The sequence below is a fragment of the Bacillus sp. OV166 genome (genome assembly GCF_900177675.1).
GTDB lineage: Bacteria > Bacillota > Bacilli > Bacillales > Cytobacillaceae > Neobacillus.
The window spans coordinates 121,824-146,257 of record NZ_FXWM01000001.1; the positions used below are offsets into that span (position 1 = coordinate 121,824).

Here is a 24,434-nt window from a genome sequence, read left to right on the forward strand (position 1 = left end):
TTCACTCCAATTTACTATTTTCATCGCTGTTAAATTGAATTATCTGCCCTTCAAATGCGTTCACAAACAGGCTCTCCTTACCATCGACCTCAAAGCGCCAAGTTGGTGCTAATACTTGTGAAGCAGCCAACTGGATGAGTGTGGAGTAGCCAAGCTCTACCCTGGTAATTTTACTCTTCGACTTCAACATCCCTTTCTGGTGCAAGGTTTCAATTGCCTTTAACGGCTTAAGAATTTCTTCTTTTGCTGTTAAAGTTTCCATTTCCTCCAGGAAGGTCTGTTCATAAGAAACAATTTGATTATCTTCATCCACTTTAAATATGATCATCCCATTAATATTCTTAAACAACGGGAAATTCTCTGATCGTTGATAGTAAGTGATCGTTTGATCTTTGTCACTTTTCTCTCCAAATTGATAATCCTCTCCAAAAAGAACATTATCCATTAAAAAAGAAGAAAGCTCTGCCGGTTCAAACTTATTAGTTAACTGCAGTGGTTTCTCTAATTTGGCATGGAGAGAGGTTGTCCCGATTCCGCTTAGAACAACACTCTGCCCCTTAAGTTTTTTAATATCTTCTTGATTAAACATCTTAGGCTTTGCACTGAGGTATTGAGCCTTAATGGGATCCTTGGGAAGGTCCACAAATTTGATTTCATCCGCTTTCAGTTTTTCTTCAAACGAGGCCTCAGTAATCACCTCATATTTATTGGCATCACGGACTTTCATGAATTGAAATAAGAGATAAACATCTAAAATTAAGAACGTTATAATAAAAATGGTTTTAATCTTACTCCAATCCATGCTGCAATCCTCCTAGGTCTTCCATCGTAATCTGTCCCCATGTTTTATCATAGCGATAGAACCAGGCAGGTTCTAAAAGGATTAGCTTATTCTCATCTGAATCCCTTTCCATCCGATAGCCCAAGATCATTTCTTCAAGAAGACTTGGTTTAAAATTCTTTTTGTTTTGTAAAAATTCCAGTGCATCATGCCCCGATGGGCGTGTGACCTTTTTCATTTCCGTTGTAAGGGGAAGCTCCAAAGAAATATTTGGCCGAATATATTGGTTGATTTCATCTCGGCCCCAAACCTCACTAATTTCAGCAATCCCGTTTCCGTTAAAGACGGGATAGCCTTCGATGCTGTATAAACGAAAGGTTACGGAGTGATTAAGTTCATTTTTATCAACATAGCGATAAGGGTCTGTCCAGCCGCCATGTTCATTCACAAAGTCAATACTCCGTTTGACTAAATCATAAGAGCTATTAACAAAATTCTCTTCCACGGTTGGATTGACATAGCGAAGGACGTTACTTTCAAAATTCAACGTCATTTTACTAGAATCGTTCGTATATTCCTCCCCTGAAGGGACGAAGCTTTTTTGCACAAAACTAGGGTCGCTGAAAAGTGCTTCTTTAAATTCCTCTGAATCAAGATTAACAGGCAAATATTTATAGGTTGTCATTTCTGTTTCAGTTTCTGGAAGAAAAATCGTCCGCCATTCAGAAGCTTCATAGGCGAAATGACGAGGGAACTGCGCTGCATTTTTATAAATATTACGATTAAATTCACTTAAATGAGCGGAAGAAATATGACTTATATATACTTGCTGATGTTCAGTGGAAACAAAATAAACAATCCCATTTTCCTTTTCTGAATTCTCAACATTAACAATGATTCGATTGAAGGTGAAAGAAGGTATTTTTTTACCTTCAATATTTAAGACACTGCGATATAACTCAATCGGGACTTCTCCTGGAAAAATAATTTCCGCATTGCCGCTGCCATGGATTAATTCCTTGATGTTTTTCACTTCGTTTGTATATTTTTTTACATCAAAAAAGGCCCAACTGCTTAATTGCTTAAGAACCTTTTCGATCTCTTCCGTGTTATTGGTTCCATAATGCTGACCCTTCACGTGAAAAAACACCTGGTCAGGCCTGACGATCTTTTGGACCTCTTGTTTTTCACTTAAGGTGACTTCAGCAACCGTATTACTTTTTTCCATCGTGTCGTAATTAGGCTGGTAGGTCCAAAGATTCCATGTTAAAAGAATACTAACCAGAACTAAAAAGGTTAAAATCCCTGATTTAATATTTTCGTATCTCATGACCATTCATCCTCTTCAGAACGTTCATATGGGAGTGAAAAGGAAATCTTTGTTCCTTTCCCTTCCTCACTTGTTGCCCAGATTGCTCCGCCATGAGCATTAACCATTTCCTTTGCAATGGCCAGACCTAGGCCTGTCCCGCCTAGTTTCCGAGTTCTCGCTTTATCGACACGATAAAAACGGTCAAAAATCTTTCCAATATTCTCTTTCGGAATCCCCATGCCTTGATCTTGTACGCTGACAATCATTTTATCGTCCTTTTCTTTAATCGAAAAAGTGACGTTTCCGCCTTCAGGTGAATACTTTAAGGCATTTGAAATAATATTGTATAAAACCTGTGTCATTTTATCTTCATCAATTTCAACAAATATCACATGATTCGGGAGTTTTCTTTTAAAGGTGACGTTTTGTTCCTTCGACATTTCAAACCTGTCGATGATGCGGTGGAAGAAGTCGACGAAGTTTACCCATTCGATTTTCAGCCTGTAATCCGTACTATCCATTTTTGAAAGCTGGAGCAGGTCATTGACCAAGCGAATCATTCTTTCTGTTTCGGTCCGCGTCACTTCTAAAAATTCCGGAGCAATCTCCTCATCCCGCCAGGCACCATCTGCAAGAGCTTCTAAATAACTCCTCATTGTCGTTAGCGGTGTCCTAAGTTCATGGGATACATTGGCGACAAACTCTCTTCGTTCGGCGTCAATTTTTTCTTGATCCGTGATATCATGCAAAACCGCAATTAATCCATTGACAAAGCCCGTCTCTTTTTGAATCACAGAGAAATTGGCACGCAGGAAATAACGCTCGGTTTTTGTACTGTAATCTAAAATGATCGAATCCTTTTCCTCCAATAAGTCTTCGAAGGAATTGGTATCATCTAAATCTAATAACGTTACAATTGGCTCGGTCAGAACTGTTTCACGTGAAACATTCAGCATTTCTGCCGCTGGTTCATTGATTAAAATAACCCGGCCTTTCCGGTCCGTAGCAATTACACCATCCGTCATATAGGACAAAACAGATGACAGCTTCCGACGTTCCCCTTCGGTCATGGCCTGTGCTTCCTGGAGCTTTTTCGTTAAATTATTAAACGTAACAGCCAGTGTCCCAATTTCATCGTTACCATATACTCTTACTTTCCTTGAAAAATTACCCTTGGTCATCGCTAAGGCCTGCTTCTTCATATCTGCAATCGGCCTTGTGATGGTTTGGGCTAATAATATCCCTAATATAGCTGTAATCGATAAGGCAATCGCTGTCCCTGTAGCAAAAATCCCATTAATAGTTTTCATTTGTTCAAAGACATTTTCTATTTTTGCGACAAGGTAGATCGCACCAATTACTTTTTTACCAGACATAATTGGAGTAGAGAGGACCCAAATCCGATGACCTGTTTGGGGGTCGATTAATATTGCGCTTTGATCCTCTTCTAAAACCATTGATTGTTTGATTCGGAGCTCTGTTGTCCTTTGTCCAACCACCCCTTGGTTACTGGGATGTGAGGTACCAAGAATTTTAAGGGATCTGTTTTCAATCACCCGAACTTCCGAAATATCACCTGCATCAAAGTCTCTAAGGATTTTTTTGATATCCTCTTCGAGTGTTGGATCTTCAGGCGTTCTCTCTTTCTCCATTTCCTCAACCAGATTGTAGGCAAGCAAATCCACCCGTTGCTTTATCGAAGTCTGAAAGTTTGTCCGTAATGTTTCTTCAAGCTGATTGACAAAATAAACACCGATAATTTGCATGGCTACTAAAATAAGGAGGACATAGATGATAACGAATTTGACGTTTATAGAGCGAAAGAAACCAACCTTTCTCATTCATCTTACTCCTGTTCAGGATTCCGCAAATAGTATCCAACTCCGCGGCGAGTGACAATCCACGTTGGATGACTCGGGCTGTCCTCAATTTTTTCCCGCAATCTTCTAACAGTTACATCAACGGTCCGCACGTCTCCGTAGTAATCGTAACCCCAAACCGTTTGCAGGAGGTGTTCCCTCGTCATCACTTGACCGATATGTTTAGCCAAATAGTAAAGCAATTCAAATTCACGGTGTGTAAGCTCGATTGTCTCACCGCGTTTTGAAACGACATAAGCATCAGGATGGATAGTAAGTGAACCAATTTCAATTTCATTGGTTTCGTTCTCTGCATCTGGCTGCGTCAGAATTTGCTGGTGACGGCGCAAGTTAGCTTTTACGCGCGCAATCAATTCTCTTGTACTAAACGGTTTGGTTACATAATCATCCGCACCGAGTTCAAGACCTAAGACTTTGTCAATTTCAGAGTCTTTGGCAGTCAACATAATAATCGGCATTTCATACTTCTTGCGGACTTCACGGCAAACTTCCATCCCGTCTCTTAATGGAAGCATAATATCTAAGAGGATTAAGTCTGGTTCGATTTCATCAACCAACTGGAGTGCTTCGTTTCCGTCATAAGCACAATAGACAACGTAACCTTCTTTTTTTAAGTTAAACTGTAAGATATCAGCAATTGGCTTTTCATCATCAACTACAAGAATTTTCTTTTCCATACCATATCTCCTTATCATTTAGTCGATCTAATCTATTTAACAAATGCTCTAGAAGTCATAACTATACTAGATTACTGTATCATGTTATTGGCATAAATTCACCTATAAGTACTATTTGGCAAGATCTGGGGTCTGGAGCCAAACAATTCTCTAAGAATAAAGAAAAGCCTCTAGTGCCAACTAGAGACTTACCTTTTATCTTAAATAGGAAAGTGGATTTACTAGGCTGCCATTCTTATACACTTCAAAATGCAAGTGTACACCTGTTGCATCTCCAGTAGCTCCCATTACACCTATACTAGTACCCTTTGAAACCGTCTGGCCTACCCTAACCTTGAGCGACGACATGTGTCCATAAAGGGTACGGAAACCATTTTGATGGTCAATGACAATTTTATTCCCATAACCGCCGCCCCAGCCAGCAGAAACAACGACGCCATTATCGGCTGCCTTTATTGTTCTGTTGCTTGGTCTGGCAATATCAATACCTTTGTGCATTCTGCCCCATCTAGGCCCTTGTTTACTGGATACATACCCACCTACAGTCGGCCAGGCAAAGTTTCCTTCTCCACGAGACGGAATGACTTTTGTTCCTTTGATAACAATCTGATTCACAGGCTGTTCAAGGACTGTTGCATTTGACTCCACTTTCTGCACTGCTACACCATTTTGTTCAGTAATTTTATAGGTAACAGACCGCGAGCCACTTTTACCCTCTTGTTTTACCTTTGTCTCACCTTTTAGCAAGGAAGAGTCTTCAACAACTGTATTTTTAAATGGAATTTCTTCCTTTTTATTTACCTCTTTATCCACAATCACTTCGATAAATGGTTTTGGAACGGTAATATTAATTTTTTCGCCGATTTTTAAGAGCGTATCCCCTTTTAGTCCGGGATTCACTGATAAGATTTCCGCCAGTGTCAAGTCGTGGTCTTGTGCAATCATTTCGAGCACATCGCCTTCTTTAATCACATATTTCTGTTCTTCTAATGTACCTTTTTGTAAAAAGGTTACTGCTTCTTCGGCTGACATCATTTTTTCTGGAACAATATTTTCTACTGAAAAGGAAACATTTTTTGATAATCGAACGTCTAATAGACGAGACTCATTTTCTTTTAATGCTGGTAATTTCGAATTGACGGAAGCTTTTCTGGCCTTAAGTTCGGTTAATTGATCCTCCGGCACGTAATGTTGGATCAGCTTCTTCATAACTTCTTCAGCTGTATTTTGATTATCTACGTAAACAACGGGCTTACCATCAATAATAATCGCAGAGGCCTCTGTTTGAAGTTGGAATATACTCTTAATAGTTCGGACTGTTTCTTGTTTGTTTGCAGAAGAAGGAAATACTTGATATGGAATGTTTTGCACCTGTTGATCGATATTGTTGCTGTTATCGACTTTTGCAGCAATTATTTTATTTACTACAGCTTTATCTGCAACATTTCCTATATATGTACCATCCAGATATACGTCATAATCCTTGGTTGAATTTGATGTATCGGCAAAAGCGACCGGTCCGTTACTAAATGCAATCAGCGATGAAGCGATTGTAGTAGCCATCGTTGTCTTGAGAAATAACTTTTTTGTTTTTGATATCTTATTGAAAAGTAGCATTTATCCTCCCTAAACCACGGTAAAACCCTCTTAATCTAGTGTTTACCCACTTAAGAATTCCCCAGTATTTTAGACCTTCTATACTTTAACATAATTTTTTGCAAATAGATTAATAGTCTTTATACTGTAACAAAAATGTATAATTACTGACATTTACCTACATTTAAGTGAAATATTCTAATTAGATTTCCTTGTTTTTCTTTTTAAAAAGTAGGGGAAAGGCCCTATTAAATAAGGGTTTTTCTAGTCCAGAAGGTGGAGGATGAAATTATTACAATAATCGACAAAAACTCATGGTTCTTTTGTAAAAACGAGGTGGTTTTATTACACAGGGATTGCAATCGCAATTTTTAACTAAAAAGAGAAGCCTGCATATGCAAGCTTCTCTTTTTATGGCTCAGGACGGAATCGAACCGCCGACACAAGGATTTTCAGTCCTTTGCTCTACCGACTGAGCTACTGAGCCACTTATATGGCGGTCTGGACGGGACTCGAACCCGCGACCTCCTGCGTGACAGGCAGGCATTCTAACCAACTGAACTACCAGACCAATATTTAATTGATTGTCAGCAAGGAAACCGTCCTTGCCAGCCTCTTACTGACAATCAAAAGCCATGACCCCTACGGGACTCGAACCCGTGTTACCTCCGTGAAAGGGAGGTGTCTTAACCGCTTGACCAAGGGGCCATATATTGAAAGTTATTTTGCTAAAGCAAAAAACTTTGGTGAGCCATGAAGGACTCGAACCTTCGACCCTCTGATTAAAAGTCAGATGCTCTACCAACTGAGCTAATGGCTCGTACAAAAATAATTCTCTAATCCATTAATTCGCCGGATGCCCACGCCTCAGTAAGCTTATTCAAGTAGCAGCTCGGCGTGTGCCCTGATGCTATTTCAAGGAAGCTTATTCGATCGTGCTCTACCAACTGAGCTAATGGCTCGTACTAAAAACTTTATCGTATTGTGACGACGCTTTTTATAATAGCACGGACTACATATTAAACGCAATACTTTTTTCAAAAAAACTTTTCAAAAGATTTGAAGCCCTCTAATTAGAGGGCTCCATTAGTTAAGTTAATAATTAAATTTGTCTCCATGGGCTGCGGACTACATTTGTTTGATTACGATCTGGTCCGACAGAGAAAGTTGTTAACGGAATTCCAGTAAGCTGTGTTACACGTTCCACGTAATGACGTGCATTTTCAGGTAATTCATCTAATGTTTTAACTCCAGTAATATCCTCACTCCAGCCAGGTAATTCTTCATAGACAGGTTCACACTGTGATAACACCTTTAAGCTTGCAGGATATTCTGTAATCAATTCATCTTTATAACGATATGCAGTACAGATCTTTAATGTCTCAATACCCGACAGTACATCAATCGAGTTGAGGGACAGGTCGGTTAAGCCACTTACACGGCGAGCATGGCGAACTACCACACTGTCAAACCAGCCAATTCGACGAGGACGCCCAGTTGTTGTGCCGTATTCACGACCAACTTCGCGGATGCGATCGCCGATTTCATCATTTAGTTCAGTAGGGAAAGGTCCATCACCAACACGAGAAGTGTATGCCTTACACACTCCAACCACATGAGTGATTTTAGATGGTCCGACACCAGACCCAATCGTCACACCGCCGGCTACTGGATTAGATGAGGTCACGAATGGGTATGTACCTTGGTCAATATCAAGCATGACACCCTGTGCGCCTTCAAAAAGAACCCGTTTGCCATCATCTAAGGCATCATTCAATACAACTGATGTATCACAAACATATTGTTTAATTTGCTGACCATATTCATAATACTCTTCTAGGATTTCTTCCTTCGTAAATCCGGTAGTCTCATAAATACGTTCGAACAAACGATTTTTCTCTTGTAAATTACGATCAAGCTTTTCTTCAAATACATCATGTTCGAGCAGGTCAGCGATTCTAATCCCCACGCGAGCTGCCTTATCCATATAGGCAGGTCCAATCCCTTTTTTAGTCGTTCCAATTTTATTAGCGCCCTTACTTTCCTCTTCCACTGCATCAAGTTTTAAGTGATATGGAAGGATGACGTGGGCCCGGTTACTGATACGAAGATTATCGGTTGTAACGCCCTTTTCATGTAAGTAGGCAAGTTCGGTTACAAGTGCCTTTGGATCAACAACCATACCATTTCCAATGACACAGATTTTTTCCTTATAAAAAATTCCTGATGGAATTAGATGTAATTTGTATGTTTCTCCATTGAACTTAATGGTGTGGCCTGCATTGTTTCCTCCCTGGTAACGGGCAATTGCCTCGGCATTTTCTGAAAGGAAATCGGTAATTTTACCCTTTCCTTCATCTCCCCATTGCGTCCCAACCACTACTACTGATGACATATAAGGCACCTCCAAATTAAATACGTTTTTCTATTTTCCATACACAAGTTTACCAACTTTCATGGCCAAAAGCAAACAAAACACGAACATTTTATATAAGCATATATTATTATGTTCGTAAAATATTAATTTAGGAATCTATCAATATCCCAACTTGTAAATCCGAATATTTTTCCATAAAATAGAATTATAGTTTCGTAAAATAATGATAAGGATGTGGAATATGATTATTAAACATCGGCAAGAGCGATCGGAAATAATAATTTTAAGATCTTTAAATGTTCGAATGAGTTTATCAGACAAAGAAGTAACTAACTATTTAAATCTTAAAAAAGGATACGAAGGGGAGCAAAAGAGTGATATATGGTTAGAGGGGCTTTCCGAGGATTGGCTTATTATCCATGATTTATTACTTGAGTATAACAATTCTAAATTTCAAATTGATACCTTACTTATTTCTCAGGACACCATTTACCCTTTAGATGTGAAAAATTATGAAGGTGACCACTATGTTGAAGGTGATAAATGGTATATTAGCGCTAAAAAGACGGAAAGAATCCGTTACACCAATTGAGCCGTTGTGAAACTTTACTTCGATCCTTGCTCCGCGACCTCGGTTATCATTATCCGCTGGAATCCTACCTTATCTTCATTAACCCTGAGTTTCATTTATATCAAACCTCAATAAATCCTTCTATTGTTTTTCCAACACAGCTGAACCGCTTTTTGAAAAAGTTAAATACGAAGCCGGCAAAATTGAATAAAAGACACTTCAAATTAGCTGAGCATACCGCTGATCCATTATCTAAGCCTCCACGACCAATAGTCGCTATTAATCTAAACACAAAAAAGGCTAGCCAAAAAAACTTGGCTAGCCTTAATCTATGCACCCGGCGGATCATTATACCGTGTCTCGAGGTTGACGAACTTATTATATTCCTTTACAAAGGCTAACGACACTGTTCCAGTCGGGCCGTTACGCTGCTTTGCAATAATGATCTCGATAATATTCTTATTCTCTGATTCCTTATCATAGTAGTCATCACGATACAAGAACGCCACGATATCGGCATCCTGCTCAATACTTCCGGATTCACGGATATCGGACATCATCGGGCGTTTATCTTGACGCTGCTCGACACCACGGGAGAGCTGAGAAAGGGCAATAACAGGAACCTTTAATTCACGTGCTAATTGCTTTAGGGAACGTGAAATCTCAGAAACTTCCTGCTGACGGTTTTCACCAGATCGTCCGCTTCCTAAGATCAGCTGCAAATAATCAATTAAAATCATGCCTAAACCATGCTCCTGCTGGAGACGGCGGCATTTGGAACGGATATCACTGATTCGTACCCCTGGAGTATCATCGATAAAAATCCCTGAACTCGACAAGCTGCCCATCGCCATCGTCAGCTTACCCCAGTCTTCATCCGTCAGAGAACCTGTACGAAGCCTTTGCGCATCGATATTCCCCTCCGAACAAAGCATACGCATAACCAGCTGTTCGGCACCCATCTCTAGACTAAAAATCGCGACATTTTCATTCGTTTTCGTCGCCACATTGGCTGCAATATTCAAGGCAAACGCTGTTTTACCCACGGAAGGACGAGCGCCAACAATAATTAAGTCATTACGCTGGAATCCTGCTGTCATTCGGTCCAGTTCCGCAAATCCTGTTGAAATACCCGTAATGTCCCCAACACGGTTATGCATTTCCTCAATATTGTCATACGTACGCACAAGTACATCCTTGATATTATGGAAAGCACCGGCATTCTTTCGCTGGGCCACTTCCATAATACTTTTTTCCGCTTCACTTAAGAGAGCTTCCACTTCATCTTCGCGGGAATACCCATCCGAAGCAATGCTCGTTGCGGTACGAATTAATCTTCTAAGTAATGATTTTTCTTCTACTATTCTTGCATAATACTCAATATTTGCTGCTGTCGGAACAGAGGCGGCCAATTCCCCTAAATAACTAACCCCGCCTGTATCTTCAATCAGTTTGGCAGCTGAAAGCTCCTCAGTTACCGTAACTAAGTCAACTGCTTTCCCTTGATCATTTAGACTAAGCATGACATTAAATATTTTTTGGTGGGAAGCACGATAAAAATCCTCAGGAATTAATATTTCTGAAGCTAAAATCAAAGAGGCAGGTTCTAAAAAAATCGCCCCTAAAACAGCCTGTTCGGCCTCTATATTTTGCGGCGGCATCCGGTCCGCATATAAGTCATTCATCTATCAAAAACCTCCTATCATGAAGAGGATGATTTATATTAAAATAGCAAAAGCTCAACAATTATCAAAGTTCTAAACTATCATATCCTATCCAAAAAAGGAAAAAGTGACCAGTTAAGACCGATCACATGTCGTTGATTACATTTTATATTCTATCATGTTCCACAGCGATTTCGCACTGGGAAAATTTTTATTTTACTTCTGTAACAGAAACGGTTAACGTTGCGACTACTTCATGATGAAGCTTTACTGGAACCTTTGTGTGGCCAAGCGTACGAATCGCATCCGCTAATTCCATTTTGCGTTTATCAATTTTAATACCATGTTTCTTTTGTAATTCTTCAGCAATCTGCTTTGTTGTAATCGAACCAAATAAGCGGCCGCCTTCACCAGCTTTAGCATTTAATTCCACCGTAATCTGATCCAATACCTCTTTTAATTTTTGTGCTTCCGCTAATTCTTCGGCAGCTGCTTTTTCTTCCTTCTTCTTAAGTGCATCCAGCGTACTAATATTCGCGTTATTGGCTTCCTTTGCTAAACCTTGTTTAATTAAAAAGTTATGGGCATAACCATCAGCTACATTCTTGACTTCGCCCTTTTTCCCTTTACCTTTCACGTCTTTTAAGAAAATTACTTTCATTCTTTTTTCACTCCTTCAAAATATTCATCAATTGCTAGCTTTAATTTACTTTCCGTTTCTGCGATCGATAAACCACTCAGCTGTGTGGCGGCGTTAGTCAGGTGCCCTCCGCCTTTTAAGGCTTCCATAATTATTTGGACATTGATGTTTCCGAGTGACCTTGCACTGATGCCAATGACCCCTTCACTGCGTTCGGAGATAACAAAGGAAGCAAGCACTCCGTCCATTGTTAACAATGTATCCGCTGCTTGGGCAATAATCACTTGATCATTAAAGTCATTTGCAGTTCCTTTTGCAATGGCAATCCCATCACGGTAAAAGGTAACAGACTCAATTAACTTGGAACGTTTGATATATGTATCAACATCTTCTTTTAAAAACTTTTGAACGAGGATCGTATCTGCTCCATGTGCTCTTAGATAGGAGGCCGCATCAAACGTTCTTGAGCCTGTTCGTAACGTAAAACTTTTTGTATCGACGATGATTCCTGCTAACAGGGCGGTCGCTTCAATCATTTCAATTTTACCCCGTTTTGGCTGATATTCAAGAAACTCAGTCACAAGCTCTGATGTCGATGAGGCATAAGGTTCCATGTATACAAGTAACGGATTTTGGATAAAATCCTCACCGCGGCGATGATGGTCAATCACAACGACATGGTCAATTTTATTAAGAAGCCGTTCTTCCATGACCATGGAAGGTTTATGGGTATCGACGACGACGAGTAGGGTTTTATCAGATGCGATTTCAAGCGCCTCTTCTGGACCAATAAAATGTGAAAATAATTGCTCTTGATTGCGGATTTCCGACATGAGCCGTTTGACGGCATTGTCTATTTCCTGCATGTTAACAACGATATAAGCATCCTTCTGATTCATTTGGGCTACTTTATAAATGCCAATGCTAGCGCCAATCGAATCCATATCCGGATGTTTATGGCCCATAATGATGACTTTATCACTTGCCATAATTAAATCCCTTAAGGCATGCGAAATGACCCGTGCCCTAACCCTGGTTCTCTTTTCGATTGGATTCGTTTTACCGCCATAGAACTTCACCTTGCCACTTGCCAGTTTAATGGCCACTTGATCGCCGCCTCTGCCTAAGGCTAAGTCCAAGCTGGATTGGGCTAAAACCCCCAATTCTGGCAGGGAAGAAACGCCTGTTCCGACGCCAATACTTAAGGTAAATGAGACGTTTTGTTTGGAAGTCATCTCTCTTACTTCATCAAGAATCGTAAATTTACCTTTTTCCAACTTCTGAAGAATTCCTTCACTAAACACAGCCATAAATCGTTCAGATGAAATTCTTTTTAAAAAGATCCCATTATCCTGCGCCCATTTATTCAGGATTGACGTCACCAAATTATTAATGCTGCCACGCATCTGGTCATCCATTCCTTGGGTAAGATCATCATAATTGTCTAAAAAGATGATTGAAATGACAGTTCGGTCATTTTGATACATTTTCTCGATTTCCTTTTGTTCAGTCACATCGAAAAAGTATAAAAGCCGTTCTTCCCGTCTATGAATCACACGGAATTTTCGTTCATGGAGCGTAATGATTTCTGTCTCTACTTCTTGTTTAATTAACGGAATCAGCGTATCTGCGACATCATAAAGTGATCTTCCGACCAAGGTATCCTCATCGAAACAAGAGGCTAGAAATGGATTTGTCCATTCGATATAATACTCATCATTAATAAGCATAATCCCGATTGGCATTTCCATCAATGCTTCTTCGCCCACCCTTTTAACCCGGTAAGAAAGGGTCGCGATATACTCTTCCATTTCTTTTCTTTGGCGACGGTCAACAACAAACATATAGTAGAGCGGGAAGAGCATGATAAACAGCCCGGCTGCACTAATGGTCCAATTATAGAAGGACAGGGCAATGATCAATACCACTGTAACGCCTATTAACCCATAAAAAGGGTAACGAATCGACCGCTTTTCTAAAAATGCAGGCAATATTTTCAGCTCCTAGTCGTGAATCTTACTCTTTCATTTCAAATCGCTTTCGAAAATCAAAGCCTAAATCAGTAATGCCTAATAACATTATTATATAACGGACTATTGGAATCATGAAAGTAAGAATTACAACTAATACAGCAAGTCCCTTTGCAACCGACTTTTGGTGGAAAATAAAAAATAAAAGAGCCAGACCCTGAAGCATGATAAATGTCTCTAATATGTACCTGGCGTTAATTAAAACAGAATATAAGTAAGTTCCCTCTTGCGGATGAAAGAGCAGCATCATCCCTAAGGCAATTAAATAATACCATAAAAGGCTTTTAGGCAGGACAAGATTGCGAAAACTGCCCCATGGCTGTACGTTCACCCCAAACCTCTTCGCAATTGGAAAGCAAATCCATTGAGTAATAAAAGAGGAAAGGATGGAAGCGAAAATCAGAGCACTTGGTGCAAGCGTTACGATTTGCTTAAGCATTAAGGCATTTTGCTCTTTTAAGAGTTCAACTTGGTCTTCTCTTCCCATTGCTTTAAGCATTACCTCAGAGCTTTTAACTGATTCATTTAACGCTACAGTAAGTTCATGGATAATATCGATTTTCATAAAAGCAACCATGACAACATATGAAATCACTAGCCCAGCCATAAATGTAAGGGAACTAGCTATTAATATGAACGTCCGGCTCTTGCCTTTTTGGAGCAGATAGCCAATAACGGTACCTACCGAACCATAAATCAACATTAAGCCAACACCCATTAAAGAGCCTGCAATAAATGCAATAAATATGGCTGCTACTAAAAAGGCGGCAATCAGTTTCAGATTATTTTTAACAGAAAACATGATAAATGGCAGCGGCAGTACCAGGTTTAGGATTGATCCAACGACAGGAACATAAATCGTTATTAATAATAGTGCAGCAAAGGCCGCCAAAAGAACAGCACCCTCTGTAAGCTTGCGTACATCTTTCACTACTTCACCCCTAATTTTACAACGCTATTCTTTATTTTAGCGATATAAGGTGTTCTATTCAACTCTAGAGTATAACAAAAAGGCAGCAGGGATAACCCTAACTGCCTTTTTACTTATCTATTTTTATTCACCTGCAACAAATGGAAGTAATGCCATTTGACGTGAACGTTTGATTGCAACTGTTAATTTACGTTGGTATTTAGCGCTAGTACCAGTTACACGACGTGGTAAAATCTTTCCACGCTCAGAGATAAATTTCTTAAGTAAATCCACATCTTTATAATCGATGCGAGAAATACCGTTTGCTGTGAAATAACATACTTTACGGCGTTTTGCGCGACCGCCTTTACGTCCTCCTGCCATGAAAATTCCCTCCTTTATCATTTTAGTTTATCGTTCATTTAAGGTTGTTTAGAATGGAAGGTCGTCATCGGAAATATCAATTTGACCATTACCTGCAAACGGATCCTCGTCCATTCTTTGGAAACCATTATTCGTGTTTTGGTTTTGACGTTGTTGATTCTGATTGCCGCCGCCATAAGGATTCCCTTGAGGTTCCCTTGGTGGAGCACCGAATTGATTGTTGTCGTTTCTACCATTTCCGCCTGAAGAACCCCTAGGCTCAAGAAATTGAACATTATCTGCCACAATCTCAGTAAAATACTGACGTTTTCCATCCTGCTCGTAAGTACGAACTTGAATTCGACCATCAACACCTGCTAAGCTGCCCTTTTTCAAGAAGTTGGCAACATTTTCAGCAGCCTTTCGCCAAACTACACAGTTAAGAAAGTCTGCTTCACGTTCCCCTTGGGGATTTGAAAATTGACGATTTACTGCAAGAGTAAATGTAGCAACCGCAATGCCATTTGGTGTATATTTCAGTTCAGGGTCTTTGGTTAAACGGCCAACAAGAACAACACGATTTATCATCAGAATCAACTCCTTTTTTTTCAGAAAATGTTTCACATGAAACATTTTCAAATCTATTATTAAGCTTCTTCTCTAATTACTAGATGGCGAATGATATCTTCGCTGATTTTTGCAAGACGAGAAAATTCTTGTACTGCAGCAGCTGAAGATGTTGTTTTAGTGATTTCGTAGTATCCGTCGCGGAAATCGTTGATTTCATATGCTAAACGACGCTTACCCCAATCCTTTGTTTCAGCAGTTTCCGCACCGTTATCAAGAAGAATTGTATTAAAACGCTCTACAAGAGCCTTTTTAGCTTCATCTTCAATATTTGGGCGGATGATGTACATGATTTCGTACTTATTCATCACAGTCACCTCCTTTTGGTCTAAACGGCCCATTTGGGCAAGGAGCAATTATTCATTACTCACAAGTTGAAATTATAGCATAGTTATTTAACAAAAGCAATCTCATTCACAGGATTGAGATTTTTCCAATTAAAAAAGCTCTGCAAATCCTGCAGAGCTTGGAATATTATACGTTGAAACGGAAATGGATGACGTCGCCGTCTTTTACTTCATATTCTTTACCTTCTAAACGGACCTTGCCCGCTTCTTTTGCTGCCGTATGACTGCCAGCTGCTAATAAATCTTCATAAGAAACGGTTTCGGCGCGAATAAAGCCGCGTTCAAAATCAGAGTGAATAACTCCTGCACATTGCGGTGCCTTCATTCCTTTTCTGAAGGTCCAGGCCCGAACTTCTTGAACACCTGCTGTGAAATAAGTCGCTAAGCCAAGCAAGTGATAGGCCGCACGGATTAATTGGTCAAGACCGGATTCTTCAATTCCTAACTCCGATAGGAACATTTGCTTTTCTTCGCCTTCAAGTTCAGCAATTTCCTCTTCAATCTTCGCACAAATCACGATCACTTCTGCATTATCTGCAGCAGCAAATTCGCGGACCTTTTGAACATATTCATTGTCAGAAGGATCGGCAATATCATCTTCACTCACGTTGGCCACATAAAGAACAGGCTTGATTGTTAACAGATGAAGTCCTTTAACAAGTTTCATTTGTTCTTCCGTAAAATCTACGGTACGAGCTGGTTTCTCTGCTTCAAACGCATCGCGAAGCATGGAGAGGACCTCGAATTCAGCCGCTGCTTCCTTATCTTTTTGCTTAGCCAATTTTTCAACACGGTTAATCCGCTTTTCAACCGATTCCATGTCAGCAAGAATTAACTCCAAGTTAATGACTTCAATATCATCGATAGGATCAACTTTACCAGATACATGGGTAATGTTATCGTCTGCAAAACAGCGGACTACTTGGCAAATCGCATCCACTTGGCGAATATGTGAGAGGAACTTATTTCCGAGTCCTTCACCTTTACTTGCGCCTTTAACAATCCCGGCAATATCGGTAAATTCAAAAGCGGTGGGAACCGTCTTTTTTGGTTGAACAAGTTCAGTTAATTTTTGCAGACGGGCGTCAGGTACTTCAACGATTCCGACGTTCGGGTCAATCGTGCAGAAAGGGTAATTGGCCGATTCTGCCCCTGCCTGGGTAATTGCGTTAAATAAAGTAGACTTACCAACGTTCGGCAAACCTACGATACCAGCTGTTAATGCCATTTATTTCACTCCTCAAAAAAATAAGATCTATTTTAAATAAAATTAGTTCTGATAATAAAAAGACAAGTCTTTCACAATTATAGGCATTTCAATGTAAAAAGACAAGAATGATTAATGGTAACGACAATCAAAGAAAGGAGGTACGAAGATTTGGTTTTATGCCAATAAATGCTAAATAAAGATAAAAAGAGATCGAAATTTCAAACTAATTCCCCCTCTTTCTACAAATTTTCCTATATTATTTAGTAAATATGGTAAATTTAATACAAACCTTACTTGATAGTTTTACTAGAATAATAGATTAATAGATATATGGAGGAGGAGTAATGAAAAAAACAAACACACAACAAGTACCTAAAAAGTCAGATGGACCCTGGATTTCAGGAAGTATTGTAAAAAAAGCCTTACTTCCGAGTTTTTGTTTTGCAGTGCTGTCTACCGTTGCTTTTGAGGAAACAATTTTTGCAGAAAAAACAAGTTCTACACAAATCAGTGGTAATAGTGTTCAGACTACCAAGTATGTAAATATAACCAGCGGGACATTAAATTTGAGAAAAAGTACTTCGACTAGTTCAGCTATCGTCACAACTCTATCAAAAGGGATGGCAGTAAAGGTCTCTGCTGAAACAAAGGGATGGGCCAAGGTAAGCGTGAACGGTAAAACTGGATATGTCAGCTCGGGCTTTCTATCATCCAAAAGCCCGACCAATTTTACTCCAGCATCAACGACAACCGCCAAAACTAAATACGTAAATGTAAAAAGTGGCACGTTAAATATGCGTAATGGTACTTCAACAAGTGCATCGCTTATTGTGAAACTTGCAAAAGGGACGGCGGTAATGGTTTATTCTGAAGCGGGTGGCTGGGCGAAAATTAAAGTTTATGGAAAAACTGGCTTTGTAAGTTCTGCTTTTCTATCTGGTACGAGTCCAAGCAAAAATCCTAGTACGGGTACATCAGCTTCTACCCCTGTGAAAACCACAAAAAAGGTTGTAAATGTTGGTGCTAGCTCTACCTTGAACCTAAGGAAAGGTCCATCAACCAGTTCAACAGTTCTTGAAAAATTAAAAAATGGAACTGAAGTAGAGGTCTATTCCGAGGCAAATGGCTGGGCTAAAGTAAAATTCAATGGGAAAGAGGGGTATGTAAGTTCTGGATATCTTTCTACTACGAAAGTAAATACTACCCCTGTGAACGAAATACCGGATAAACAAACGACCATAAACAAATATGTAAATATCAACCTAGGCTCCACTCTAAATATGCGCAAAAGTGCCTCATTGAATGCATCCATTTTAATTAAATTAGCTCGTGGGGTGAAAGTAATCGTTCATTCTGAAGCAAAGGGCTGGGCTAAAATAGAAGCATATGGGCAAACGGGCTATGTCCAAGCTCACTATTTATCTGAAACAACTCCCCCTGCCGGATCGGTTGCTGCGAACAATAATAATTCGGAACCGAGTAAAGAAACTACGAAGACAAAATATGTGGATGTTATTTATGGTTCCAGCTTAAATATGCGTTCTAGCGCTGCTGGGAGCGCCTCTATCGTAACAAAGTTATCAAGAGGAACCCTTGTCACGATTCTTTCCGAAGGAAATGGTTGGGCTAAAGTAGCGGCCAATGGGAAAACGGGATATATCAGCACGCAATACTTGTCAACAACTCCGCCCTTTAATCCCAATACCACTAGTGGAACCATTGATAAGGTTATTGAAAGCTATGACATTCCCTTATCTGATTTGGTACAAAAGCAGATGGCAGTTAATCCACAAACAGACAAGTCATATGATACGTACATCAGAGCTGATGGCTTAACATTAACTAGTGAAACAAGCGGGACGGTCAATGGATCGAGTTGGAATGTAAGAGGTGGGGCTGGTCCTGGCTATTGGGTAGTCGGCCAAGTGAAGAAACAGGATACTCTACAAATTCTTGGTAAACTAAAGGGGACAGATGGGGATAACTGGTACCGGGTAAAATTTAATAAAACCTGGGTAAATGCGAGTCCGGAAGATATTACCTATTATGTAGATCCAAATAATTTCCAAAAGAATACGGTCGATTCCTTGCAATTTCTTAAACTGTCAGTGACAGCCAATATAAGTGCTAAAGAGGTTAATGAAAGAATTCTGTCTGGAAAAGGTAGTTTGCAAGGATTAGCATCCACCTTTATCAAGGCTGGAAATACATATGGAATAAATGAACTTTACTTAATATCCCATGCTTTATTAGAAACAAATAAAGGTAAATCACAACTGGCTCAAGGTGTCCAAATTAATGGGAAAACTGTTTATAATATGTTCGGAATTGGTGCTTATGATCAAACTGCGGTCACCAGTGGGGCCCAATTTGCTTATAATGCTGGTTGGTTTACTCCTGAGAAAGCTATTCTCGGCGGTGCACAATTTATTGCCAACGGATATATTAACGCAGGGCAGGATACCCTCTATAAAATGCGATGGAATCCAGGTTCAACAGTAACAAGCGGTCGTGCAACACATCAATATGCGTCAGATATCGGCTGGGCTGCCAAGCAAGTCCACCAAATTTACAATTTATATAGTTTAATAGATTCTTATAAACTAGTACTAGAGATCCCGAAATATAATTAATTCTAGTTATGAGAAAGGGGGCCGCTCGGCAGCCCCCTATTCTATTATAAATTAATGGACCTTTTCAATATTCACGAGACAATCATATAAGGTGCTCCCAAGACCATTATCAGATGCCTCGCTCGAGGTCAGGTGATTAACAGACCCGCCAAACTGCTTCCAAATTCCTTCATCGATATTAATGGTGTTCGGATGGGCAGCCGCTGCTATCGAAATATAGCCCTTTACTTCGCCGCGGTCATTCCAGACCCTTACAAAATCATCCTTTTGCAAACCGAGAACATCAGCAATATTTTTGGCAACCTCCACCTTCACTTTTGGTGTCACTGCATAAAGGTGATAGTTCTGCGAGTGATTAGAGCGCATCGGATGAATCGTCAGCAGACTATATGGATATTTTTCAGCAAGCTTCGGATTTTCCCATTTAGACTCTGCGGGTACAGCTAAGGTTAACCGTCCATCGCTGCCGCTACGTTGACCTAACTGTGCCGTGAATTCAAACTTACCGGATGGTGTTTTAAACTTTCGGTCCTGCCATGGGATGGCGAGTACCGGCAATTCTAATGTATGCTTATCCATTAAAGTTTCTAGAGATGCACCCTTTTCTTCCAATGCTTGAAAGGCCATCTTTAGGAATTGCTCTCTTGAAAAATTAAAATCCGCCCCAAAACCGAGTCTGTTTGCTAATTCTGTCCAGATCCATAAATCCGGTTTGGCTTCACCCGGTGCTTCTACAAGCTTAGGACCATAATTAACATAATGATGATACATCGAAGAATAATAAATATCCTCTTCCTCAAAGGCAGTTGTGGTCGGCAACACATAATCGGCATGCTGCGCTGTGTCCGTCATATATTGATCAATCACCACCAGCGTCGCTACGGAAGAGAAGGCTTTTTCAACCACTTGGGTGTCAGGCACCTGGGTTAAGGGATTCCCACACGTCACTACAATCATCTGAATTTCTGGGCCTATTGCCTTTAACACTTCTTCTGCCTGTTTCATAATTGAAAATTGGCGCTGCTTTTGTTTGCGAGTTGGCAGGGTCAACTCCTCAAACACGAAGCTTTGTCCAACTTGAAGGTTGGCATAGTTGGCGCCGCCGCCGGCAATGCCAATATTCCCGCTGCATGCAACAAGGGCATCAATGAAGCGAATCGTATTGCCGCCATTTTTATAGCGTTGTAAGCCAAGCCCCATAAAGGTAGAAGTTGGTTTGTCCCCATAAACATGAGCTAATTTAGTGATCACTTCACAAGGGACTTCCGTCATTTCACTAATTTTTTCGATTGAGATGCTGTTAAGGAGCTGTTCCACCTCATCAAAGCCCGCGGTAAATCGCTCAATAAAACTGCGGTCTTCTACTCCTAAGCGGAGCATTTCCTTGATAATTCCCGCCGCTAATAGTCCGTCCATCCCAGGTTTGATCGATATATAGTCATCGGCAATTTTCGCCGTTGCATTAAAAATAGGGTCAATAACCACTAGTTTCGCGCCAAGCTTTTTCGCTTCTAAAAGTTTTTCGTAAAAGTGCATATTTGTGCGGGCGACATTTCGTCCCCAGACAATAATATTTTTGCTGTTGTAAAGATCATCTGGTTCGTGGCTGTAAGCATCGCCAAAGTCCCACTTTTGTGCTTCAATTCCTGCTCCCCAGCAGAGCGAGCCGTAAAGCTCGGTCACACCGCCATAGCAATTAAAGAAACGCTGGTCGAGGTTTTTCAATAAGCCATTATTCGCATAGTCATGGCTGTGTAAAACAGCGGTAGAACCGTACTGTTCTTTTATTTGTTTTAATTTATCAGCAATCTCATTAAGTGCCTGTTCCCAGGAAATTTGCTCAAATTGACCGTTTATCTTTTTTAATGGATGCAACAACCGTTGCGAGAAGTTTGTCCTTGTTTCGAGCATCCGTCCCCGTCCGCAAATTTTCCCTTGTGTGATCGGATGGGAGGGATCTCCTTCTACTTTAATGACCCGGCCATTTTCGACTGTTACATTAAAACCGCAGCTATCCCAGCAATTTAACGGACATGCTGCCTTACGTATTTGTGCCAATTTCCCCATCCCCTATGTGAAAAATTCTATTTCTACTTTTCTAATAAGAATAATATAGTTTTCCATTAAAAAAAAGCATGAACTACTCCTCATGCTTCACCAAAATTTTCTTCATTTTCCTTGAAAATTCCCTCCTTGGTATGAGAACGCTGTGACCGCAGCCCTCACATTTGATCCGAACATCCATCCCCATGCGGATCACCTTCCAACGATTTGTTCCACAGGGATGCTGTTTCTTCATCTCGACAACATCATTTAAGGCAAATTCTTTTTCTTCCATTGCAAAATCTCCCCTTATTTTGGTTGTTCAGATCCATACATGACCACTCTTGGAGTTGGTGCTTTAATGCCATTCTCGTCTAATTGAAGCTTGATATCCCTGCGAATATTTCGAGAAACAGCCGCTTGCTTCATAGGCTGTGTTTCTGCGACAACCCGTAAAACAACCTCGGTTGCACCCATTGTTTGAATCCCTAATAGCTCAGGGGCTTTAACTAACTCTTCATATTGGGCAGGCATAAACTGAATGGTTTCCTCAATTACCTTTTCCGCCTTGGCTATGTCCTCACCATAGGCGATGGCAATATCAACAACAGCGATACTATTATTTATTGAGAAATTGGTTACTTCGATGATACTGCCATTTGGTAAAATATGCAGTTCCCCGGTCCAGCTTTTTATTTTTGTGGTTCTTAACCCTATAGTTTCGACATTACCTTCATATTGTCCTATGCGAACATGATCACCGACTGAAAATTGATCCTCAAAAATAATAAAAAAGCCAGAAATAATATCCTTCACTAAACTTTGTGCACCAAAACCAACGGCTAAACCAACAACCCCCGCTCCGGCAATCAGTGCTTTTACATCAATTCCTAACACAGAAAGGATCATCATAAAAGCGATAAAATAAACCACATAAGAAAGGACATTATCAAGCAGCCTTGAGAGCGTTTCTTCACGCCGATCTGATGTATTGAGCGGAGAGAGGTTTCTAATTTTAAAGATATTATGGATCATCAAATTTCCAATTCGAATCAAGATATTGGTAATGACCAAAATCGCAAGGATTTTTAGAAAGGCTTCACCCATATTCAACCATGTATCTTCATTTTGAAATTTATCGATTAATTTTTGCATTCCCTTTTGTGTGAGACTCATTCAGACACCATCCTCTAATAACTTCATAATCCACATCTATTTTAGCAATTATTCTGCGCAGTTAATAGCATAATGAATTTTCCTTTTTCTCCCCAGTTCATGTATAGATTTACTGAAAATTCCGTATACTAATAAGACTATTTACTGCGAGGGAGTGACTTAATGAATCTGAAGACCAGTTTTTTTGACAGGAGGGCTAAGACGCGAATCAGCCACGATGATTTGCATGCGGCTGAAAATCTAGCTGAAGAGTTGCTTGCTGTGATTCCCAGTCTGACAAAGCGCCCAATTGTCTTTGTTTGTATTGGTACCGACCGCTCCACAGGGGATTCATTAGGACCACTTGTTGGGACACTGCTGGAAGAAAAGGGTATAAGGTCGTTTTATGTGTACGGAACATTAGATGAACCGATTCATGCCGTCAATCTTTCTGAAAAACTAAAGGAAATCCATGCAAAACATGATGACCCCTATATTATTGGGATTGATGCTTGTTTGGGCAGGATTAAAAATGTCGGAGTCATTCAATTAGGAAATGGTCCTGTCAAACCAGGAGCTGGAGTAAACAAAGAACTTCCAGCGGTCGGAGATATACATATCACCGGCATCGTCAATGTCAGTGGGTTTATGGAGTTTTTTGTCCTGCAAAACACCCGCTTAAATCTTGTCATGAGAATGGCAAAAACGATTGCCAATGGGATCTATCAAGCAAGCCTGTTATACCCTAAACAAACCTGGACGGAATTAAACTTAAATTGGCTCGAAGAAGAGAAGACAAATTAAAAGAGCAAACGGTGTTATATCCGATTGCTCTTTTATTTCTATTGGCTACAAATAGTGATGGTAATAATAAAGAACGGTTACAATCAGTCCCGTTACAACAATGCCTGGCAGCAAATTGGCTACTTTAATTTTCACCATTCCGGTTAAATTTAGGCCAATCGCAAAAATCATGATCCCACCCGTAGACGTCATTTCAACAATAAACTGATCCATTAATGCTTGGGGAACAAATCGATCAATCTGGGTAGCAAACAGGGCAATCAACCCTTCATAAAGGACAACCGGAATCGCAGAAAAAATAACGCCTATCCCTAAAGTTGTCGTTAAGATTAACGCCGTAAATCCATCGATCAATGATTTGGTGTACAAAACAGCATGATCGCCGCGGATGCCGCTATCAAGTGCACCAATAATCGCCATCGCCCCAATTACAAAGATGAGGGTAGCAGTGACAAACCCTTCTGAGATACTCCCTTTTCCATTGTTAGAGCCGACTTTCTGCTCAAGCCATATACCTAAGTCATTTAATTTATCCTCTAATTTGAGAGCCTCGCCGGCCACAGCTCCAACCACCAAACTAATAATAACAATGAGAAAGTTTTCACTCTTCAAGCCCATTTGCAACCCTAAAACCATGACGGACAACCCGATGGCATACATGACAGTAACCTTCATTCCTTCTGGGATGCGGTTTAACAACTTCCCAAGAAGCGTTCCAATGACTATTAACAGCCCATTTACAAGTGTTCCTAATAAAAACATCCTATTTCCACCTTTTTCTTCGACCTTCGAAATATATACCTAATAAACTATC

The 24,434-nt window shown here is 40.2% G+C and carries 21 protein-coding genes and 4 tRNA genes; 3 read left to right on the forward strand and 22 right to left on the reverse strand.

All coding sequences use genetic code 11. The features are described from left to right. Position 1 precedes the first annotated feature (1 nt). From CCK98_RS00565 to CCK98_RS00610, 10 genes are all read right to left on the reverse strand, one after another. On the reverse strand, positions 2 to 802 hold the full coding sequence (locus CCK98_RS00565) for a two-component system regulatory protein YycI (RefSeq protein WP_088084857.1): 801 nt from the start codon (positions 800 to 802) through the stop codon (positions 2 to 4). Continuing rightward, positions 789 to 2,111: a YycH family regulatory protein gene (locus tag CCK98_RS00570; RefSeq protein WP_088084858.1), complete on the reverse strand. Its 1,323-nt coding sequence runs from the start codon at positions 2,109 to 2,111 to the stop codon at positions 789 to 791. The genes CCK98_RS00565 and CCK98_RS00570 overlap by 14 nt, the downstream gene beginning before the upstream one ends. Continuing rightward, positions 2,108 to 3,934 carry a cell wall metabolism sensor histidine kinase WalK gene (walK, locus tag CCK98_RS00575; protein WP_088084859.1) on the reverse strand — a complete coding sequence of 609 codons (1,827 nt, stop codon included), beginning with the start codon at positions 3,932 to 3,934 and terminating at the stop codon, positions 2,108 to 2,110. Before walK ends, CCK98_RS00570 begins: the two co-directional genes overlap by 4 nt. Positions 3,935 to 3,939: 5 nt before the next feature. Then, a complete protein-coding gene (yycF, locus tag CCK98_RS00580; protein WP_088084860.1) occupies positions 3,940 to 4,650 on the reverse strand; it encodes a response regulator YycF in 711 nt (236 codons plus the stop codon). Between the two features lie 195 nt (positions 4,651 to 4,845). Next, positions 4,846 to 6,267, reverse strand: a complete 1,422-nt coding sequence (locus CCK98_RS00585) for a peptidoglycan DD-metalloendopeptidase family protein (protein ID WP_088084861.1) — start codon at positions 6,265 to 6,267, stop codon at positions 4,846 to 4,848. Positions 6,268 to 6,660: 393 nt separating this feature from the next. Continuing rightward, positions 6,661 to 6,733 (reverse strand) — tRNA-Phe (locus CCK98_RS00590). Positions 6,734 to 6,740: 7 nt separating this feature from the next. Next, positions 6,741 to 6,817 (reverse strand) — tRNA-Asp (locus CCK98_RS00595). 65 nt (positions 6,818 to 6,882) lie between these two features. Then, positions 6,883 to 6,954 (reverse strand) — tRNA-Glu (locus CCK98_RS00600). Between the two features lie 36 nt (positions 6,955 to 6,990). After that, positions 6,991 to 7,066 (reverse strand) — tRNA-Lys (locus CCK98_RS00605). Between the two features lie 282 nt (positions 7,067 to 7,348). Continuing rightward, on the reverse strand, positions 7,349 to 8,641 hold the full coding sequence (locus CCK98_RS00610) for an adenylosuccinate synthase (protein ID WP_088084862.1): 1,293 nt from the start codon (positions 8,639 to 8,641) through the stop codon (positions 7,349 to 7,351). Between the two features lie 223 nt (positions 8,642 to 8,864). Between CCK98_RS00610 and CCK98_RS00615 the strand changes: the two genes are divergently transcribed. Beyond that, positions 8,865 to 9,215, forward strand: coding sequence for a nuclease-related domain-containing protein (locus tag CCK98_RS00615; protein WP_179195682.1), 351 nt, complete (start codon positions 8,865 to 8,867; stop codon positions 9,213 to 9,215). Positions 9,216 to 9,523: 308 nt separating this feature from the next. On the opposite strand, the gene dnaB is transcribed toward CCK98_RS00615, so the two are convergent. The 8 genes from dnaB to ychF form a co-directional block, all read right to left on the reverse strand. Then, the gene (dnaB, locus tag CCK98_RS00620; RefSeq protein WP_088084864.1) at positions 9,524 to 10,879 is read right to left on the reverse strand and encodes a replicative DNA helicase; all 1,356 of its coding nucleotides are present in this window, start codon (positions 10,877 to 10,879) and stop codon (positions 9,524 to 9,526) included. Positions 10,880 to 11,069: 190 nt separating this feature from the next. Then, the gene (gene rplI, locus CCK98_RS00625; RefSeq protein ID WP_088084865.1) at positions 11,070 to 11,519 is read right to left on the reverse strand and encodes a 50S ribosomal protein L9; all 450 of its coding nucleotides are present in this window, start codon (positions 11,517 to 11,519) and stop codon (positions 11,070 to 11,072) included. Beyond that, a complete protein-coding gene (locus tag CCK98_RS00630; RefSeq protein WP_088084866.1) occupies positions 11,516 to 13,489 on the reverse strand; it encodes a DHH family phosphoesterase in 1,974 nt (657 codons plus the stop codon). Before CCK98_RS00630 ends, rplI begins: the two co-directional genes overlap by 4 nt. 25 nt (positions 13,490 to 13,514) lie before the next feature. Continuing rightward, positions 13,515 to 14,459: a YybS family protein gene (locus CCK98_RS00635; protein WP_088084867.1), complete on the reverse strand. Its 945-nt coding sequence runs from the start codon at positions 14,457 to 14,459 to the stop codon at positions 13,515 to 13,517. Between the two features lie 123 nt (positions 14,460 to 14,582). Further along, complete coding sequence (gene rpsR / locus CCK98_RS00640) at positions 14,583 to 14,822, reverse strand: 30S ribosomal protein S18 (protein WP_088084868.1); 240 nt, start codon at positions 14,820 to 14,822, stop codon at positions 14,583 to 14,585. 48 nt (positions 14,823 to 14,870) lie between these two features. Beyond that, positions 14,871 to 15,389, reverse strand: a complete 519-nt coding sequence (gene ssb, locus CCK98_RS00645; RefSeq protein ID WP_088084869.1) for a single-stranded DNA-binding protein — start codon at positions 15,387 to 15,389, stop codon at positions 14,871 to 14,873. A gap of 59 nt (positions 15,390 to 15,448) precedes the next feature. Continuing rightward, the gene (rpsF, locus tag CCK98_RS00650) at positions 15,449 to 15,736 is read right to left on the reverse strand and encodes a 30S ribosomal protein S6 (protein ID WP_088084870.1); all 288 of its coding nucleotides are present in this window, start codon (positions 15,734 to 15,736) and stop codon (positions 15,449 to 15,451) included. A gap of 166 nt (positions 15,737 to 15,902) precedes the next feature. Then, a complete protein-coding gene (gene ychF / locus CCK98_RS00655) occupies positions 15,903 to 17,003 on the reverse strand; it encodes a redox-regulated ATPase YchF (protein ID WP_088084871.1) in 1,101 nt (366 codons plus the stop codon). 326 nt (positions 17,004 to 17,329) lie between these two features. On the opposite strand from ychF, the gene CCK98_RS00660 reads away from it, so the two are divergent. Further along, the gene (locus CCK98_RS00660; RefSeq protein ID WP_088084872.1) at positions 17,330 to 19,618 is read left to right on the forward strand and encodes an SH3 domain-containing protein; all 2,289 of its coding nucleotides are present in this window, start codon (positions 17,330 to 17,332) and stop codon (positions 19,616 to 19,618) included. Between the two features lie 51 nt (positions 19,619 to 19,669). Here CCK98_RS00660 and CCK98_RS00665 read toward each other — a convergent pair whose 3' ends face one another. The 3 genes from CCK98_RS00665 to CCK98_RS00675 form a co-directional block, all read right to left on the reverse strand. After that, entirely contained in the window at positions 19,670 to 21,676 is a 2,007-nt protein-coding gene (locus CCK98_RS00665) for a molybdopterin-dependent oxidoreductase (protein WP_088084873.1), read from the reverse strand. 82 nt (positions 21,677 to 21,758) lie between these two features. Further along, positions 21,759 to 21,956 (reverse strand): DUF951 domain-containing protein, encoded by a 198-nt coding sequence (locus CCK98_RS00670; protein WP_026568062.1) that lies wholly within the window; start codon positions 21,954 to 21,956, stop codon positions 21,759 to 21,761. A gap of 14 nt (positions 21,957 to 21,970) precedes the next feature. After that, positions 21,971 to 22,837 carry a mechanosensitive ion channel family protein gene (locus CCK98_RS00675; protein WP_088084874.1) on the reverse strand — a complete coding sequence of 289 codons (867 nt, stop codon included), beginning with the start codon at positions 22,835 to 22,837 and terminating at the stop codon, positions 21,971 to 21,973. Between the two features lie 162 nt (positions 22,838 to 22,999). On the opposite strand from CCK98_RS00675, the gene yyaC reads away from it, so the two are divergent. Further along, on the forward strand, positions 23,000 to 23,620 hold the full coding sequence (yyaC, locus tag CCK98_RS00680) for a spore protease YyaC (protein WP_088084875.1): 621 nt from the start codon (positions 23,000 to 23,002) through the stop codon (positions 23,618 to 23,620). Between the two features lie 45 nt (positions 23,621 to 23,665). On the opposite strand, the gene CCK98_RS00685 is transcribed toward yyaC, so the two are convergent. After that, the gene (locus CCK98_RS00685; RefSeq protein WP_088084876.1) at positions 23,666 to 24,382 is read right to left on the reverse strand and encodes a DUF554 domain-containing protein; all 717 of its coding nucleotides are present in this window, start codon (positions 24,380 to 24,382) and stop codon (positions 23,666 to 23,668) included. Positions 24,383 to 24,434: the final 52 nt, after the last annotated feature.